This is a genomic window from Candidatus Cloacimonas acidaminovorans str. Evry (assembly GCF_000146065.2).
Lineage (GTDB): Bacteria > Cloacimonadota > Cloacimonadia > Cloacimonadales > Cloacimonadaceae > Cloacimonas > Cloacimonas acidaminivorans.
This window is the reverse complement of the sequence record NC_020449.1, coordinates 1,882,481-1,902,848: the sequence shown is the minus strand read 5'-3', so window position 1 is coordinate 1,902,848 and position 20,368 is coordinate 1,882,481. Positions and strand designations below refer to the sequence as shown.

The window sequence follows — 20,368 nt, the reverse complement described above, 5'->3', positions numbered from 1 at the left end:
CCGTTGTTCTCAGTTTCCTATAGCGCTCTCAGTGTTAAACAAAATTCAACGAAAAAGTTGTTGCCTAATCTTCATAATGGATTAGTAATATTGGAATGCGGGAAAAAAGTGGTAGAAGAGAAAATGTTGTTTTATTAAAGCGAAAAAGATTTGCCAAATAGTAATTGTAACATCTTGAAAATATTATCAGTTACAAAATATGCGCTTTTAGCAGAAAAAATTTCTTGACAAATAATCTGCGTGCTGTTTACTGGATATAGAGTTGGAGTTTTCCTTGGCTCTGAAATTCAGAAAAGTAGGAAAAAGGAATGCGAAGTTTTATTTTTTTTACGAGTGCAAATGCAGTTCAGCAAAAGAAACTGATACTGCCAAAAAGTAGATTTAGGCGTTAGTAATCAGTTTGAAAGGAAATTAGGAATTATGTTTTTCATATTTTTTTGTCGCTTATCAGCTGAGGTGGTAAAGCAACATCTATGAGACCCGCAGCTTTTAGTTTCGTAAAAAGGGGACTTGTTAATTTTAAAATGAAAATGAATGTTTGGTCTACAATCTGGTTGCTGCTAACAGATAGTTCTGTATTGGCTTCCGAGAAAACAGTTGCAAAATTTTTAACCGGGCTTTATTCCCTTCCAAGGGGGATTTGATGGTTAGTTGCGCGGTCAATAAATACCCTTGGCAAAAACTATTTAATTATCCTTCTACAACCAAAATCTTACAAATCAATCCCAAAAACAATATAAACAGGAAAGGCGTAATCATTGTAGGCGCTTTCCGCAAGGAGATAAAATGAAACCCAAAAAACGAAAAACTAAATTTACCTTATTATTACACCAAGGTAATTTGCCCAATTCACATTGTATTTTATCTGAATTAAACGGTAATATACCTTTCTTTAACGGTATTTTGCCACAAACAAATGAAATTAACTTATTAAAAAAAGCGAGGTGCAAATGAAACGCAATTTTCGCACAACACTATTTCTTATAGTGTTATTCGTTCTTACCGCCACTTCTTTGTTTGGCGATCCCCCCAGTTTTGATGCAAGTAATATTACAGTGATTACCCAAAATACTGGGCCTGGAGGATCGCTTGTTGTTGGTTCAGTAGTTAGAGTTACTGTCGCTGATTTACATAATCTTCAGGCAGCTGGCTTTACCTCAGCCACCTGTGACTTTTCTGAATTTGGTGGTCCTGCTAATCAAGTAATGACAAAAATTACCAATGAACCTGGTTTTGGAGAATGGAGAGCTATTTATACACTTCAACTCGGTACAATTAATGCTCCAAACCGAAAGTTTTCTGTAACTGCAACTAATGCAGATGGTTCTCTTACAGTTCAATATCCAACAGGATATACTGTTAATGTCGTACCTCCTATGGATGCTACAGATATTACAGCTTCCCGATTAAGAGTAAATGAAGATAATTCATTACGATTATTAAAAATCGGAGATACGATTAATCTGATAGCATCCTTCAAAACCTATATTGATTCTGTATGGATTGATTGGGGACATACTTTTGCTGGTGCTCCCGTAACAGGTTATGATGTAGTAAATGGAGCTCTAACTGCTTCATATCAACCTCAAGCAGGTTCCTTATCCTATACTCTGGATTTAACTATTAGAATAGTAACTATGAAATCCACTAATGGACTTTATTCCGATGCTTCTTTTTATAAAGATGTATCTAAAAACCAATTAGGGGAAGCAATCCGAGCTGATTTAAATCCTCCCTCATTGGTTGGAGCATGGGACCTTTGGTATGATACAACTTTACCCCTTAGATTTTCACCCAATAATGCTTTAGTAGATGACTATAATACTCAGCCAAACACATTTGATATCTACTTGAAATTACCCCAGTGGGCTGTCGCGGGTGGTGCTTCCTCTTTTAAACTTCGTTTTGTTACGGAAGATAGAACTGAATTTTTCAGAACCTTTAATGTAACTGACTCACCAGCAACGGTGACAGAAAGTCCTGCTGGATCGGGAATTCTAAAAGTAACCTGGGATGGAAAGGACAATAATGGAAATATTATTGCACCTAATGCAATGGTAACAGTCGGTATCACACTTTGGGAAGTTAGCGATGCAGTTGGTAATATTGCAACTATCAGTCACATTAGCGGAGATGAATTTCCTTTTAATGCAGATGCTTCAATTGAAGCTAATCATGCTCAAATTCACCAAAGTGGTGCTGATCATACAGGTCAGAGTATTATTAATCGCATTCATGTTGTAGTTGATAATCTTGCTCCTACTTATGCTCAAAATTTAGCTCTAACGGATGCTGCTGATGCAAATATAATTCGTATGATTAATGATGCCAATAACAATTCCCAGTGGGATAGCGGAGAAACAGTAATTTATACTCATCAGGGAGGAGTTTCAACTACTCCTAATGTAGAATTCAAGTTTCAAGCTCAACGCAGCTATACTGTAGACACCAATCCTCTGCGTCATGAATCTGAAAAATATTGGGTTGTGCTGGAGAAATTGGGAACCGAACCATCGACAAAATGGTTCTGGACAGGTTCCACTTGGGCTGGTTTAGATTTGTTTGATCAAGAAACAGATAAATTAGAAGTTACTTTCGATTCTCTAGCAACATATTCAGATATGGTAAATATTAGTTGGAATATATCTGATGTTATTACTTTTCCTGGTAATGATTCAACAGGTATAAATTACAAATTATATGCTTATCTACAGGATAATGCTGGAAACATAACTAAATCCCAAAATATCAATGTGAATATCAAACACATATATATGAATATTCCATTAATAACTGATATTAATGTTGTCTCTGAGCACATCCCTGGCGATAACGGTCTCCCTGTCTTAACAGGTGGAATTAAGAACTTTTATCTTACATCGGCTTATTCATCCACTGATCTACCATATACAGGAAATTACTATGTAAGTAAAGATACGCTGAAAATAGAGCTGGTAGTAAATAATCGTGATTTCTTGAAAGAAACTGCTGCCGTAGAAGTTCAAACAAACCTGTTGGGAGGTACAGTTCTTCAAACTTATTGGGTGAAGCGTAGCGACTTTACAACGGATAATAAATATGTATTGAGTATACCTGTTACTAATATAGGTAGTGCTGCAGGTTCAACGGTTGGAACTACCTGGGCAATCGGTGGAGATGATATAGATCTAAATTACATAAGAGTTATCTCTTACGCTATTGAGCATATTATTGATGGTGTTCCTACGAGCTACAGTTTTGATGCTACTGATGAGGATTACTTCAATCTGGTGATTCCGGAAAAACCTCAATGGCCTACAACAGACCTATCTGCTTATAATCTTACTGTTTCTGAACCTGTTTTCTCACCTGGAAATCCTTTATACACTTATGATGCAGGAACGAACCCTGCTAATGATAATGTAAAGGATACAACTGAATTCTCCTTCTTCATTCCTCCTTCAAATCGTAATATAAGTTGGTGGTTAAGGGTAATGGATAATGATCTAATTGTCCGTGAATGGTTAGGAACTATTCCTCCAACTGTTGATGGATTTACCTATCCAACATATATTTGGGACGGATTAACTTCAAATTATGGTTTAGCAGCGGGTGCTACAGAAGTTAAAACAGATAGTTTGAAACTTATTATTCAGCCCGAACCTTATGGAGATCCTGGTTACATTGCTCCACCAAATATTATACCGAAAACTGCAGTGACTATTGATAATCAGAATCCTACATTAGTTAGTGGTGTGGGAACAACTATAGATACTCAGAGAAAGATTACTTTGGATGGACCTACTCCTGTAGTTACGCAACTTGATAAAACATTGCAGTTTACTCTCTATACAAGTGAATATCTTCCTGCTACTATTGATCCTACTCCTAGTGATACTACTTGTGGTATTGGATGGAATGTTCTTGTTCGTAAAGAAGATAATACTATACTTATGAATGGTACAACTCCTGTTACAGCTTCTATTACTAATATTATTCCTGGTAATGGGAATGCCACAACTGGTTATAAGACATTTAATTTGACCGTAACTATCAATGGACTTGAGGGAACTGTTACTAATGAAAATACGATATTGATAGTTCGTTTACCATGGGATAAAGCTAGTAATCCTGGTCGGTATAATAGGACAGAATATCCTTATAATGCCGATATTTGGCATTTAGATAGTGCGGAATATTATCTTACTTTCCATGTACTGGATGCCAAACCAAAAATTACAGAAATCAACTTTACCAATAAAACTGTTACAGGAACAGCAACTTATGTGAGCGGAAACTGGAATCCGGCTGCTACTCAAGGATGGGTTCGTGATGGCGGAACTCCTTATGGTAATTTTACTTTAACTGCCACAGTTACTGGTGGTGCTTATCGTGCTATGCATACAGATTGGACTGCTAATTTACAACCCCTTTTGGGTGGAACAGGTTCTACTAATACTGCCTTGGTTCCCACTGCTGTTTCTTCTGGCTCAGGAAGTAATGAATCACTTATCTGGACGCTTACCTGGACAGGGGTTATTCCTGCTTCTGTAGCCAATGCTTGGACTAATAATCAAATCCTCCAAATTCCTATAACAATCGTAACTCAGGATGGTACCCCAGCAGCACATACAGAAACTAAAAGCATTAATATTATGGTTGATAAGTCAGCTCCAGTAGTTAATACAACAGTAAGTAGTATTACTGCTAATGGAACTGCTCAACAGTTGAATTTCACAGTTACCGATACTCCTGGGTCAGGTATATATTGGAATACAATAACTGGTAATCCTTATGGATATGTTGGCGAGCAGCTTACTTTGACTCCCAATAACGGTATGATTATTAATGATACAGGTAACGGAACTTTTACCGTATCTATTCCTTCTAATAGTTCGGTTAAGTATTTTGAAGCTAAATATACCGTAATAGATAATATGGGCAACCAGACAGTTTACTATCGTTACATAAATGTAATTCCTGTGCCACAGTTAAGTAATGTTAAAATTAATTCTGATGCTTCTATTTTTGTTCCAGGTAATAGTTTAACAGTAAGTTGGAATTTGGCTAATTACCAAAGAGCAAGTGGAATAGTTATTACTCTCAGTGCCCCCGGGGTTGATCTTAGCTCATATACTACTACTATAACTTCAAATTTTACTGCCAATATGAGTTATACCTTCCAGAATTTCTTCCTGAATAATATTGGCCTTGATGGAAAAACACTAACAGCCACAGTAACAGGATATACTACAGGGTATAGTAGTCCAACTTCCAGCGAAACAGGCAATATAGCGTTTACTTATAGTGGCAATAATGATACAATTGCAGTGGATACTAAACCTGTTATTTCATCTGTCGTTTTTAAATACAATAGCCAAAATATTAATGTAATTCAACCTACTATGTCAGGTATTCAGATAGTTGCTACAGTAACATCTACCGATACTGGTAACACAGCTAATTTCCCAATGACAGTTAGCTGGAGCGGTATTACTGGAACTATTAATATAACGGCGAATCCTTCGGTAACTCAAACAGTATCTGGTGGTGTTAGAACTAGAACCTATACCTGGGATAATGTAAGTGTAGAGAATCTTACCTGGACTCCAACCAGTGATTACAAAGTAGCTAATTTCGTTTTCAATTGCCAAACAAACAATGGTTATGCTGCTAATGCTTATACACATCAAATGGTGGTATTAAGCAAACCTACCTCTTTAATTCAGGGTATTGTAGCAAGTAGAACTCCATACAATAATACTGATCCTGATGGTTGGTTTGCTCCTGAACACCTTTTAAGCACTCAGTATACTTTTATGTCTATGGTTAATGAACTTAATCCTCCTATTACAGCTGATTTTGATTTAATTGAAGATAACATTATTGAAAACCTCCGTCCACCTATTCCTGTAGGTGAAACAAATGGCTCCACAAAAACTACAGTAACTATTATCATAACTCAAGGTGGATCGAATGTAACAGTTACAGCTTATAAATATGTTGCTAAATGGAGAATCCAACCGGATGTTCAGAGTGTATGGAATGCTTATGATGATGGAGCATCTATTAATATTGATTTTGCCTACCAGCAGATTAGTAATATAACAACAAATGGTACAAGCTCTATTAAAGTAGATAAAAAGGTCCCTGTTTATGATACAAATCAACTCTGGGTTGCAACAGGGACTACAACTCCTACTTCTTGGGATAATTATTTCATAAATGAGGGATTTAATCGCCCCATAACTCTTGCCCTTACCCCTAATGGACAATGGCCTACTTCTCCCAGCACGCAAAAAATATATATTAAATATCGTGCTAAGGATGGTATTGGCGCTGGAGTAATTGATATAGCTACTCCTACTCTCACTGGCTGGACTATTGCCCAAGTTTCTCATACTGAACTAAGTGAGGGGGTAGTAGAAAAGGTTATCAGTTTAACTCCCAATACACCTGGTAGCATCAATTCTACTTATACCTTTAATCTGTCTTTAGCTAAAATTCAGGATAAAGTTGGTCATATTAATTATGGTAATCCTGCTAATTCTACTGATCCAGCATGGACATTAACTGCTCCAGCTCTTCAATTTAAATTTAGTAGTGATTACTTGCATGACACTGAATTCCTTACAGCTTATCAATATGTTAATGGCAATCGTTTAGATGATTACACTGCTCCCTATGTTAAGAAAGGTGCAAATTTTGGTTTTAAGATGAAACTTGCCGATTCTGCACGTTTTCCCCGGGGAGTAGATGTATCAAATATTATTGTTAGCGGTATTGATCTGAATACATACTATGTAACTAATGCTACTGGTACTGGAACTACTTGGACTGCCCTAACCCCTCATACAGATGGTTCATATTATTTGAATACCAATATTCCCGTAAGCAGTTCTTATGCTGATGGTGCCGGTATCAAAGTTCAATATCGCGTAAATTATACAATATACTATACCGATGGGACTAATTCTACTGCAAATTATGTATCTGAAGTTATTAATAACGCTGCTATAGTTGATGCAAGTGCTCCTGTTATTACTTCTGTCAAAATATGGAGTGAATCCTTAGGTATTACTCAAGAAGGTTATGTAGTACCTTTTGATCAGAATGGAACATTAGAAATAAAATTCACTGATGTAGGTAGCTACAAGAATACAAATACTGTTCCTATTCTTACAGTAAGCAATCTTAATAAATTTGTATCAACTGTGAATGGCGTAGCGATGACCAGTCCCTATACTGTTCCTGCATATAATTTTAGCTTTGCTAATAATGAATGGACGGCAACAATTGATAGCTTAGTAATTATTTCTCCCACACCCCTAACTAATTCGGTTACTATTGCCTATAGTGTGACAGATCCAGTGGGTAACTACAATCCTTCTCAAAGCAGTGGAAATCGGATGGTTGAAATTGCTGCTGAAGGTCCTATTGTCCCCATTATTCGTGGTGCCGAATTAATTACTACTTTACCTGATGAGCAGACAGTAAGAAATTACATTGCCCAAGGTGTTCCAGCAGTTCTTAAGGTATATATTGATACTCAATATCAAGCTTATATAGAACAAGTATGGGCAAATGATGTTACTGGAGTTAGCTATGGGAACCCTATAATAGTGGAAGATACAGATCCGGACAATAATTATCGTTGGATTGCCTCTATTCCAGTTACTCCAACATCTATTAATAATTATACCAGTATTGATTTCGTGGTAAACACCAAGCGTAATCCTTTTGGCGGTAACCTTTTCCAGGATACTGAAGAAGTTCATGTTATTGTAGATGGTAATAATTTTATGATTGCTAATCCTATTGTAAAAGGTGTTTCTGCTTATATGGAAATTCCTGGTATGATTAATCCTGCAGTAGCGGCAATCATTACAGCAGAATTTAATTCTATTGGTGAACAAATTGCTACTGGTTTGCCTGTGGCACCTGCTATGCTGCCAGATAATTCTACTCTGGCATCCTGGTTTACCATACAAAATATTAGCCCTAATGCCTTTATTAATATTCCTACTCCTGTAGTTACTGGAGAAGGAAATGACCGACTAGTGACTTGGAGTTTTGCTCCTGCTGATATTAATCAGTCACTGGCTGCGGATGTTACCCAACTAAAGATAAAATTTAATTACAGAAATATCTATGGCATCAACAAGACCTCTAATGATGTTGCTTTTAATGTAGATAGAGGTAAACCTGTTATTGCCAACAATGGTATTAAGTTCTACATTGGCAATACTGTTTCTCAAACTGCAAATTATAGTGCTACTTCGTATATTGCCAATAATCAGGACTGGACCAAAGTTCGTTTTGAACTCAATGATCCTCCTATCAGAACTGGTGTTGATGGTTCTGGATTAAATAATGCAACTGTTACTCTTACTCCGGCTCCTGAAACCTACATTCCTAATCCAAATCCTCTTGCCCCTGAAAATTGCATTGTTACATCTCTTACTAATGGTTATATTGAGTTGCAATTTATTAATGGTTTCAGCGCTTATGACCTGGCTGAAGGATTCTACAAATTTACTCTTACTGCTAAAGATAATTTGGAAAATGAAGCAACTTATGTGCAACAATTACTTTACTGGCATAGTCCTTCTCAGATTGTAATTAATCCTCCTATGAATGCTAATGTTGATGTAATGAAAGCTGATGGACAAGTTAATCAGCAACAGATAACAGCTTTCCCTGCCGATCCTACAGGCCAAGTTCAAGGTGTTCATTTCCACCTCTATCAGGATGTAAATGGTGATGGAGTGTATCAAGCAGCAACCGATACAGATCGGACCGATAGCGACATCATCAACTCTGTTGATGGTAATCCTGATATGCAAGCACCTTATACAGTTATGTGGGATATGTCTGCCAATCATTATAAATATTTGGTAGATCCTGTTTATGGACGCAATCCTATCCGTAAATTCCTGGTTCGTGCTTCAGCCATTAGCCAGGGTAGAGCTGTAACTGATACTATTGTAGTAGTGAATGTTAAAGATAACCAACCTCCAATACCTAATGTGCCTACCTATTCAGGTAATACTACCTTTGATTATGATACTCCTGCAAATAATGTCATAACCCTTAGCACGAGCTTTGCTCCTGAATGGATTGATGCTGAATGGGCTATTTTTGAGATCTATAGCGGTACAACTCTTGTCCAAACAATTAATGCTAACTATATTAGTGGTGTCGCAAATACAACCTGGAATTATAATGGTCTAACTCCTGGACAGTATACGATAACTGTTAAAGGAAAGGACTTTGTTGGAAATATTAGTAATGCTGTATATATGGATGCTCCTATAACCATTAGCAACCCTGCTTCTTTAATCTCATACGATCTGAATATGGTTAATGTTCTTGGCTTTAATAATGAGCCACCCATTCCAAACAACACTATTTATGGAACTAATAATCCTGCATCTGCTATTGGAACTTTGCGTTTGGATGCTAATTTCTTCTATAATAATCCTAACGATCCAAACGATCCCTTAAATGGAACACCTTCACTTGCAGGAATTAATTCAATTACCTTCAAAGCTAAAGTAATCAATAATGTTACTGGTCAATGGCAAGAAGTTAATGTGACTAATGACACAACTCTGCAACCCGATTATCCTGCTACCGGTCCTATCATTGTAACGCCTCAGATTATGAATAGAACTATCAGTATTTTCGTACCCGATAGTTTCTATATGCCTACAGGATATAATACCAATGATTTTACTTATGAGTTCTTTATTGCCTTAACTCCTACAAATCCTGCAGTTCTACAAGATCCCGTTTATAGCACTATTAGGTTGGATTACTTTGCCCCCAGGGTGGCTATCACAGAAAATACTCCCAATATAACTTGGAGTCGTGATAACCTGTTCAAAGTTACTGGTGACATTACAGATATTAACTCAATAGTTCTTAAGTGGAGCGATGACAATATGATCTATCGTACTGCAGTGTATTATAATCATATCATCAACACCGAACCTAATACTACACATTATATCCAATATAATAATTGGAATACAAAAGGTGGAAGTGAAAATACTCTATTGAACTATGCTGGTGCAGCTTGGTTAAAAGTAGAAGCTACTGATGTAATGGGTAATACTCGCGAAAGTACCCCTATTCAAGTGTATGTGGATAATGTAGCTCCCAATACTCCTGTAACTCATATTGCTTATCGCTCTCATCCAGATAATGAGAACCATGAAAATCCTGGAGCTTATGCTAACATTCATACTTTGGGCTCTCTCTATGGCGAAGCTAATAACACAATTACAGCTATAACCAGTGCTGAAAGTTATGGAACTTCTACTCTCAGAATCTATGTTGATCCTGCTCAAATTACTAACCTATCTACAGTTGCTATCAATGACCCGAATTTCAATACTTATGCTTCGTGGTATAATGGTACTAATGATTTTAGACCTCCTATTCGCTTGTATCATGGTTATTCTGCAACTGGCAATATTAATAACATTACTTGGACAGACGGTGTTCTATATGACCATGAGCCAATGAACGGGCTCTATGAGTTTGATATTCCCTATAGTGTACTTAGCGTCAGTGGATATCATTACTTTGTGGTGTCCTCTACTGATACTCGTGGCAATGTAGAAGGTGATACAGCCAATAATGGTATTCCTATTCCTATTGCCTTTGATGGTAATTTGAGTCCTGCAGAATTACAATCTGCAATAGACCTTGTTGTTAATATAATTAATGTAGCTGATGTAGAAACTAAGATTGTAAGCCATACCGACAATCAGATTGTTGGTGAATGGATTAACCTTGCAGCGGATATTACAAAAAATATTGGTAATGTTCCCGTAAATCAAGTCCGCTTTGAATATAAGGTAAACAATGTCTGGACGGAAATAAGCACTGTTAATTCTGCACCCGCATCTAATGTTAAATTCCACTTGTATAGAAAAGATATTCCTCAATATGATGGTTTACCTTTTGTTCCCGGTGTGCATTTATATAATGCTGATAACCATACATTAATTGATGAAATGTTGTGGAATTCTTCGGATCAATCTTGGGAATACACTGCTAACTTAACTCAGGGTGAATATAATTTTGAGTATCGTCTTGACCTTAATAATGACGGCATTATTAATGGTTTAGACCTTGAAGTGGCAAACCGACTTGGGACAACTTATATTATACAAGATCCTAACCACTTTACCCACTTCAAAGTAACACCTTGGGTTACTTCTCTAAATACTGAGCTTATTACTACAGGCATTTATGAATTCCGTGCTTTACCTTTAGCTGCAGATGGAAATGTTCTATTTAATCAAGTAGCTATTAGTAGATGGCTTCTTATTGATAACAATGCTCCTAATACAACTATTACAGTAATTGGCGGAATACAAAGAATCCGTCCCGTTCCTGCTTCAGATGCAGTTACAATAGTGGCTGATGTTAATGAACTGCTTGTAGCAGCTGATGATATTGTAGAAGTTAAGTATCAATATTCTTCCCAACCTGAAACTGCGCCAATTCGTCGTTGGGTCAATTTTGGTGTGCAGAGTAATATGGGTGGTAACTATCAACAGGTATTTACAGCTGATCCTGCTCCTTTGTATGATCTAGTAGATAATGATAATGATGGTCTTGTTGATGAAGCCGATGAAGCAGATGCTACTTATTATCTGCGTACGATAGCTTATGATCAAGCTGGTAACTACTTTACTTCAAACATTTATACTCTGTTTGTTGATGGTAGTGCTCCTCAGATGTTAGTTGACTATATCAATGGTATTCATATGAATGCTAATAACAACATCTTTACCATTCCTGAAACGGGTGTGGTTACGGTTACTGCTCATAATATTACACCAGCCAACTTTGATGCACCAGTTCTGGTTCACTTTGAATATAGCTATAAGAATTCTGTTAGTAACCCTGATTGGTCTGATTGGACTTCATTCGATACACAACAACTATGGATTCCGGTTTTTGATGGAACTGCATCTCAAACTCTTCCCTATGTTAATGAAGGTTATTACAGATTTAGAGCAATTGCTAAAGATGTATTAGGAAATACTACTGCTGATACTGATGTTCCTATTACCTATGTAGTATTTGATGATATATTTGGCTCCAATGCCCACATCACAATGATTGGATCAAGTCCTGTCATCTCGGATCAATATGCTTTTGCTCAGAATATAAATTCTTATAGTGGGTCTATTCAAGCTACAATTGATAACCCTACAGATATAAATACATTAACCTTTGAATGGGCAACTTCGGTAAGTGGTCCTTGGGTTAATATTAATACCGTTGCAACCTGTGGAGCAGTAAATATTGTGGCAAATTGGACACCACCAGCATTTGGGCGTGTACCATATCTCTATTTGCGTGTTGTAGCTCAAGATGTATTTGGCAATAACGAATCCGAACAAATAGTTAAGCTCTATATTGATAATACTACTCCCGGAGCTGTTGTAGACCAGTTCACTTATGGTGAAATTAATGGTAAGAAATGGCTGAATAATAGTGAAGAAGTTTCACTGACTATTAGCTACACTAATTTACCCGAGGTAGACCTTAATGATATAGCCCTTATCAGCATAAGAATCATTAATAATGATAACAATATTGTTATCAGCGAAACTTACTCTAATATAAATGAAGCTTCATCAAACTTCACATTTACTGCTAATGATATGGCATCCTTAATTGATGGGATATACAATCTTGAGATAGAGCTTACTGACTTCGCCGGCAACACAGCAATAATTCTGCCGGCTGATTATCAGGAACTTTATATTGATACTCAGGCACCGAATTCTATGGCTATCGTCTCAACCAGTCATCCAAACAACATTGCAGTATATAGCGATGAAGAAATTAACTTTGAAGTAAGTTATAACGATTTAATTGGACTGGATGCTACAGGTGCTCTAACTGCAACCTTTACCTATATGGATGCAGTGGATATAGTAAATACTTACACTCTGGATGCCCTCAATCAAAAGATTAACTTTACATGGAATCCTTCTGAAGCATTTGAACAATATATCATCACGGGTGAGATGAATATTGTGATTAATGCCGAAGTGAAATTGAAAGACCTGCTTGATAATGAAGGTATTGTTCCTAATACAGCAAACTTCTTCACTCTCACTTATGGCATTCCTGAGAATACCAGATTGATGGCTGTTCGTGATTTTGTTAATGATGACTATGTCCTGCATTATGTAAATTGGAACCTGGCAGTTCCACAAGTTCAGGAAATGGTTGGTACTAATCATACTGGTAATGCTCAGCCCTTGGAATTATACGCCTATATTCCGCACCAAGCTGAAATTCCTACAAGTGTGGATTTTGCTTATAGATTACAGGGAGATAGTCTATGGATTCCTATTGCTTCAGTTACTGACGGTGATTCTTGGGATTTCATTGATGAAGATTTCCACGCAATATATCAGCGTCAATACTTTGCCAGCTGGAATATAGTTGATTTAGCTGGTGGAGCCTATGAAGTAAGAGTATCCAGTCACTATCCCGTTGACACAAGTCATTCCATAGCTGTTATTAATATCTATAATGGCACAATAGTTCCTCAACCTAATGTTGATGGACTGGTTAACACAACTGTTCAGAGAGGCGAGACATATACAATTTCCTCTCCAAGCTTTACGGGTAGTGAAGAATACTTGCAAAGTGTAATTTATAAATATCGTTATGTAAATGTTAATAACTCTGTTGTAAGTCCTATTTCGCAATGGATGTATTTCGGAGATGTAAATGGTAATGCCAATGATACTTGGATTCCTGAACCATACACCTTTGAATGGACAGTTTATCCCTACTACCTGTTTAACAATACTATTCAGGTGGTTGCTTTTGCGAAAGATATTTGGGGAACAGAGACACCTATCAATTCAATAATTAATAATAACGCTTATGCTTTGGTTCAGATAATTGATACCCAAGCACCAGATGTTGCTATTAGCTATACTTGGAATGGATTAACTTATCCCGATCTTGATCCTGAACCCGATTGGGTTAGCGGTTTAGTTAATCCTCAACTAACCATTACTGCTACTATAACCAGCGATGTAATGCTTGCTGATTTAGTAAAAGTGGAATTCAAATTCAATGATACCTTAATCGGCACAGTAAATGCAGTAAATGGTGTTCTGCCCAATAATATGGCTGAAGTTATCTGGAATGAATTACCGGAAACAGCAGACATTACTACCGGTGAATTGAAAGTGGTAACTTACGATGTATATGGTAATACCAACGAAGCTACTATAACCCTGAATATTGATAATGTATTACCTATTGCTGACTTCACAGTTCCGGAAGAGGTTGAAAGAGAAACTGATATTGTTTTGAATGCCAATCCCGTAGATAACCTTTCAGGTTTGCTGAATGTAGCTTATGCTTATGCTCCTGTTACAGTCCCAGCTACTCCTTGGATTCCTATTGAGACAGTTGTAGAGACACCGTGGACATCTTCCTGGACTGTTCCTGCCAACTTGATCTTTGGTGCAGAATATATTGTTCAAGCCAAGGTTACTGATAATGTTGGCAATATTCTTGAGGTTACCGATAACTTTACCGTAATTGATAATCAAACCCCGATGCAAATTGTTAGTGTAGCTGGCCACATTCCTGTAAATGGAATCATTCCAGTTCGCTTACATAATGATGTTAATGTTGTAACACAAGTGAATGATGTTAGTATTCCTCGTGTGGAATATGTTATTCGTGCTGTGGGTGCAACCGATTGGACTCATCTGGCTTATGCAGAGGTAGTTGATACTAATGCCAATGTACTTCTGACAGATGTTCTGACTACTTATGATGAAGGTGATTATGAACTTGGTGTTCGTGCTCGTGAAGCAAGAGTAACTCTTGGTCAAATTTCTGACTATGTGACGATAACTCTTGATCACAGCTTTGCGATTACAGCCACGGAAACAGTTCCTGCAGGTAACGGTTTCTTCAATGGCGAGACCTTTACGGTAAACTTCACGGTTAATACCGATGATGAAATTGAACCAAGCAGTATTGCTCTTCAATATCATATTATCGGGATAGATGGAGAAAATGATCCTTGGCGTGATCCTGTAATTGATAATGCTGAAGTTGCAAGAACTGGTACTAATACCTATCTGGCTACTTTCAGCGGAATAGACATTATTCATTTCACGAATGAACTGTTGAATGGTATGTTTGATTTCAGATTCAGCGTTTCTGACCTTGCGGCAGAGACCCCGAATACTGATAACAATACAATTATTACCAATGTGATGTATGATACTACCGATCCTGAAATTGTCCTGAATGGAATTACAGGAAACGGTGTTACGGAAAATGAAGGTAACTACACTATCCAGTTAGCTACTACCTCTACAATAGCTGTGAATGCGTTTGATGTTCTCTATGGACAGATTACTCAGGTTGCTTCCGGAATTGAAAAAGTTGAATTCTGGTATAACTACAATGGTGTTGATGTTCTAATCGGAACAGATACTGAAGCTCCTTACAGCATTGACTGGAATACTGCAGGAATGGCAGTTGGTAACTACTATCTTGGCATTATGGCTTATGATAAAGCCGGAAATGTTAATGGTGTAGCTCAAGCGGTTACTATTGTTCCTCCAGCCAACTGGGAACCTTATGCTCTGATTACAGCGATGAGCTTTAATGGAGATAATGCTAACCAGGATATCCTCTATGCCGAAGTTGCCAACTGGAACAATGAATTTATAGAAGCAGTTGCCTTTGAATACTTCGCAAACAATATCTGGACACCTTTTGCCACTATTGCTAATCCTGTAGCTACTCCTTTCTCAGTGCAGTTTAATGCTGAACTGATGAATGCTGCTACAAAGATTAGAACTGTGGTAACTTATAACGATGGATTGATCTCTACCAACAAACCCGAACTGAATGTTGCTTATGAGGCAACTGAAGGTGGAAAACTGATAGTTACCAATCCTACTATTAATGCCAATGTATTCTATAATAACGAAGTGCGTATTACCGGCGCTCTCAGTGCTCCGATAGTAACTACACTTTATAATGGCGTTTATGATAATACTCCTGCCGTGCAGATAGTTAATGGAACGCAGACCGCTTTCTTCAATATTCCTAATCACGGCAAATATGAATTCTGGACTGCCTCCATTGATTATGAGAACTGGGTTATGCAGTTAAACAGCACAGTGCTTAATACTACTAATATTGGCACAATTACCCATAATGGAATTGCGTTGACTGTTCCTGGAAACAGTTTTGCCTACTATGAAGATGTTGAGCCCGCAATTACACTTCCTCTTGGCTATGCTGAACTAAGTAATCCTGCTCAAACAGCATTTATTCTGAACCCACAAGATGATATCAATCTCACGGTTACTTTAGCTGCTACTCCCGATCCTGCAGCTGGAACCATTGTAGGAATGTATTATAATGGTAATCAGTGGAATAATGTTCCTGCAGAAGTTATAGGAAATGTAGTAACCTTTACAGTGCCGAGTGGATTTATCTATGCAGTGGGTCAATACACTGGTACTACGGACTTCAATGTTGTGTTTAACAGCATTGAACCACAGTATATTAACGCAACTAATAACGAACTCTGGACAGTGGCAAATCCCTCTACTATTAAGTTCTTCGTATATGATGGATTTACCGATGGCGGATACACAACTCCTGCTGCCGGAGAAATAACCTATCAAATGTATATTGATGATATAGCGGTTCCTGCTGCTTACAATAATGGTTTCATAGTTGCTACCGGTGTAAGTAACCTTACTGCAGGTGAGCATAATGCATCTGTTATGGTTACCCGTAACAATGTAAATATCAATGCAGAAAAGGTATTTAAAGTTGATATTACGGCACCTGTTATCGTAGCTACTGGAACTCAGCTAACAGTTACAAACCGCACTATCAGTGCGACTATAACTGATCCTGAAACTGCAATAAGTGATGCTCATCTGGATATTATGGGTTGGAATAGCGATATTACTGTTCCCTTAGCAAATATGACCGTTAGTGGTAATACTTATAGCTATACATTGACAATGGATGATTTGAATGCTCTGGGTTATGACATTAACTACACTATGGAAATGCAGGCAGAATGGTATGCAGATAATAATTTGGAGATGAACAGTGTAACAGAGCCCATAAACTACTCAGTTAATATAGAAGGTCCTGCCATCACCTTTACCGGTTTTGCTAATGGCTGGTGGTTGAATCCGACCTTCAATACTCCATTAACCTTCACAGTTACTGTTCCAGATGGCAGAACTATTCCAACGGATTGTGTTGGGATTGAGCTTGCAGAAGTAACCCCTATGGATGAAAATCTGATCCAGCAAATGACCCTTGCACCTGTTTCTGTCTCTGGAAATGTATATAGCTATTCCTTCAACTTTGGACAGATGTTGTCTCCTATGGCAACTGCTGTAAAGCTATATGTTGAAGCAATGGATAACTATAATATCTCTAATATGTCAGAACAGACCTATGGAATTGATATGGCTGCTCCAATTGTTTGGGCACTTGCTCCAGTTGGCGCTCCCATAGATAATGATGGTGATGGCTTATTTAATGAAGACCCGCCAAATGGTGTGAACGAAGATATGGATTGGGTTGATCTTGATCAAGATGGTTTCTGGGATCCTGAAGAACCGCAAATAGTGGATGAAGACCCGCTTGATTACTATCCTGCAGTCCTTGCTCAAGGAACTGATGTTGTTGTCGCAGTTGCCTTTGAGGACTTCCAGGGTATCCAAGTTTTAATGCGTGGAACTGATTCTGGAAGAACCGGAGAAAAGGATAACAGAACTCCTATATTGTATTATACCGGTACCAGCGGAATTGATGAGACAAAAATTCATATTACATTGAATGGTGCTGCTATCAATGGAACTATCACTAATGGAACCTTCACTCACGATGCCGGCATTCTTCCTGCAGGTCACTACACGGTAGTTGCTGCAGTTGGTGATATTGTTGGTAATATTGGCTCTCTTGCCTATGAATTTGATGTTGTAGGTGGAGCTCCTGCAATAGTGATCAATCCTCTTAGTGGTAACTGGTGGTTGAATACTACCGGACCCAATACATTTACCTTTACAGTAACCTCAGAAGCCCAGCTTGCTAATGGCGGTGTAGTAGTCAATATCTATGCTGAACCAAGCAATGCTTTAATCCAAGGTCCTATCACTCCTACTCCGGGAGCAAATAATCAGTATTCTGTAATTCTGTATGGTGGAGTAGTTCCTGCTGATCAAACAGCAGTGCGTTTAGAAGTTATTGCTACTGATGTTTGGGGTGGAACTTCTACTTCCAATCAGACCTTCCTGATTGATAATAACGCTCCGGTGATTACGATTCTAACGCCTGTAGCAGGAACAGAGGTTGCTTATAATGAGCAGGTTAGTATTACTGCTACCGTCACTGATAATGTTGGTACGCGCGGTATATTGAAAACCGCTAAGGATACGCAGGATAGAAGTGGTTCCGGATTACAGACAGTAACTATGACAGTTACTCCTCCTACAGGAACACCTGTTGTATTCAGTAATCTGACGGGAGCTATTGCCGAGACCGTAACTGCTAATCAGTATGGTAACTATGCAGTAACAATTACTGCTAAAGATGTAGTAGGTAATGAGAGTGTAGCCAGCACGAACTTTGTGGTTGCTGCTCCTGCACCTGAAATTACTTTCCAAGCATTAGCAAATGACAGTTGGTGGCTCAATTCCACTAATAACAACAAGCTTAGTTTCACTGTAAATACTGCGGGTATCAATCTGGCAGTTGGTGGAGTAGTCGCTAATGTTTATACTATTCCAGCAAATGTTCTATTCCAAGGTCCGGTAACTCCGACACTAGTAAATGATGTATACAGCATTGATGTTATGGGTGGCGTGATTCCTGCAGATCAGACCGGAATTCGTTTAGAAGTGAGTGCTACTAATATTCTGGGTGGAACTTCCACTTCTAATCAGATCTATGGTATTGATAACAGCGCTCCTGTAGTAACTATAATCAGTCCTGCAGAGAATACTCAGGTTAGTTATAATACCATGGTGAATATTATGGCTACTATTTCTGACATAGTAGGCACTAAGGGTATTGGACAGCGTAGTATTTCAAGTGATCCGAAGGATAAAGCAGGTTCGGGAATTGCTTCAGTGAATCTTATCGTATTGTCTCCTGATGGAAGCGAGGCAGTAAATATTGATTATCCTGAAAATACTCAGGTTATTACAAAGCAGCTTGTTGTTGATCAATACGGAACCTACAACATAAGCATCCTGGCAAAAGATAATGTAGGAAATCAAGCAATGGCAATGCGTAACTTCATAGTTACTCCTGCTACTGCTCCTACGATTAGCTTCACCGAGATTGCCTGGTTGAATTCCGTAGGTCCTAATAACCTTAACTTCACAATTAATGCAGTAGTTCCTGTTACGGTTACTGCAAATGTAATTACCTATCCTTCGGGAGCAACCATAATGGGTCCGCTCACCGTAAATCCGGAAAATGGTATTTACACCGTAATATTGAATGGTGGTATGATTCCTGCGGGTGAGACCTCTGTCCGCTTGCAAGTAATAGCTACCGATCAATTTGGTAATGTAACTGAAGCTAACCACTATTATGGTGTGGATCGTTCTGCTCCAGTAATAACAATTCTTAATCCTGTAAATGGTGCTGAAATTACTTTGGTGGATGAGACCACTAAGGTTAGAATTGAAGCCCAATTCAGTGAATTTGTTCCTCTTCTGAAGAATGGCGGTAAAAACAGTTCCGGTTCAGGAATTGCTGGAAGCCGTATGGTGATTATTGATCCTAATGGAATGCCTGTTGGAGTTCCTGTTGAAACAGGTGCAGGTATTACTGAAGTAAGTCACGAAATAGATAATCTGATACTTGGAACTTACACCGTGCGTGTAACTGCCTGGGATAATGCAGGTAACCAAGCTATGGAAACAATTAGTTTCACAATGATTTCAGCTCCTCTACCTCCTGCTGAACTGGCGATTGCGGATGCTTATGTATATCCGAATCCCAGCATAGATGGAACTGCCAAATTTGCCATTACTTTGACTAATGGTGCTTATGTAAAGATCCAAATCTATGACTTTGCGGGTCGTGAAGTTCGCACCTTAAGTTCAAGTGGCAAGGTGCAGGGTAAGAGTAAAGCAGAGATCGTTTTTGACGGTCGTAATAATGATGGTGTAAAACTGGCGCGCGGAGCATATTTTGCCCGTGTGATTGCCAACGACGGCACGAAGATAGTAGAAAAGGTAGTTAAGATAGCTATCAAGTAAATTGGTGAAGAGGGGAGGGGAACTCCCCCTCCCTTCCAACCGAAAGGAAG

The 20,368-nt window shown here is 38.1% G+C and carries 3 protein-coding genes; all 3 read left to right on the top strand.

Annotated features, from left to right (window positions below):
- Window positions 1-643: 643 nt before the first annotated feature.
- From CLOAM_RS09850 to CLOAM_RS07645, 3 genes are read left to right on the top strand one after another with little or no spacing between them, the layout of a single operon-like run.
- Entirely contained in the window at window positions 644-790 is a 147-nt protein-coding gene (locus CLOAM_RS09850) for a hypothetical protein (protein ID WP_018198358.1), read from the top strand.
- The gene (locus CLOAM_RS09845; RefSeq protein ID WP_015425323.1) at window positions 787-954 is read left to right on the top strand and encodes a hypothetical protein; all 168 of its coding nucleotides are present in this window, start codon (window positions 787-789) and stop codon (window positions 952-954) included. The genes CLOAM_RS09850 and CLOAM_RS09845 overlap by 4 nt, the downstream gene beginning before the upstream one ends.
- Window positions 951-20,318, top strand: a complete 19,368-nt coding sequence (locus CLOAM_RS07645; RefSeq protein ID WP_044279083.1) for a FlgD immunoglobulin-like domain containing protein — start codon at window positions 951-953, stop codon at window positions 20,316-20,318. Before CLOAM_RS09845 ends, CLOAM_RS07645 begins: the two co-directional genes overlap by 4 nt.
- Window positions 20,319-20,368: the final 50 nt, after the last annotated feature.

Excerpts from the sequence above, each read along its gene's own strand:
- CLOAM_RS09850 (WP_018198358.1), top strand. The coding sequence starts at position 644 with ATGGTTAGTTGCGCGGTCAATAAATACCCTTGGCAAAAACTATTTAAT.
- CLOAM_RS09845 (WP_015425323.1), top strand. The coding sequence starts at position 787 with ATGAAACCCAAAAAACGAAAAACTAAATTTACCTTATTATTACACCAA.
- CLOAM_RS07645 (WP_044279083.1), top strand. The coding sequence starts at position 951 with ATGAAACGCAATTTTCGCACAACACTATTTCTTATAGTGTTATTCGTT.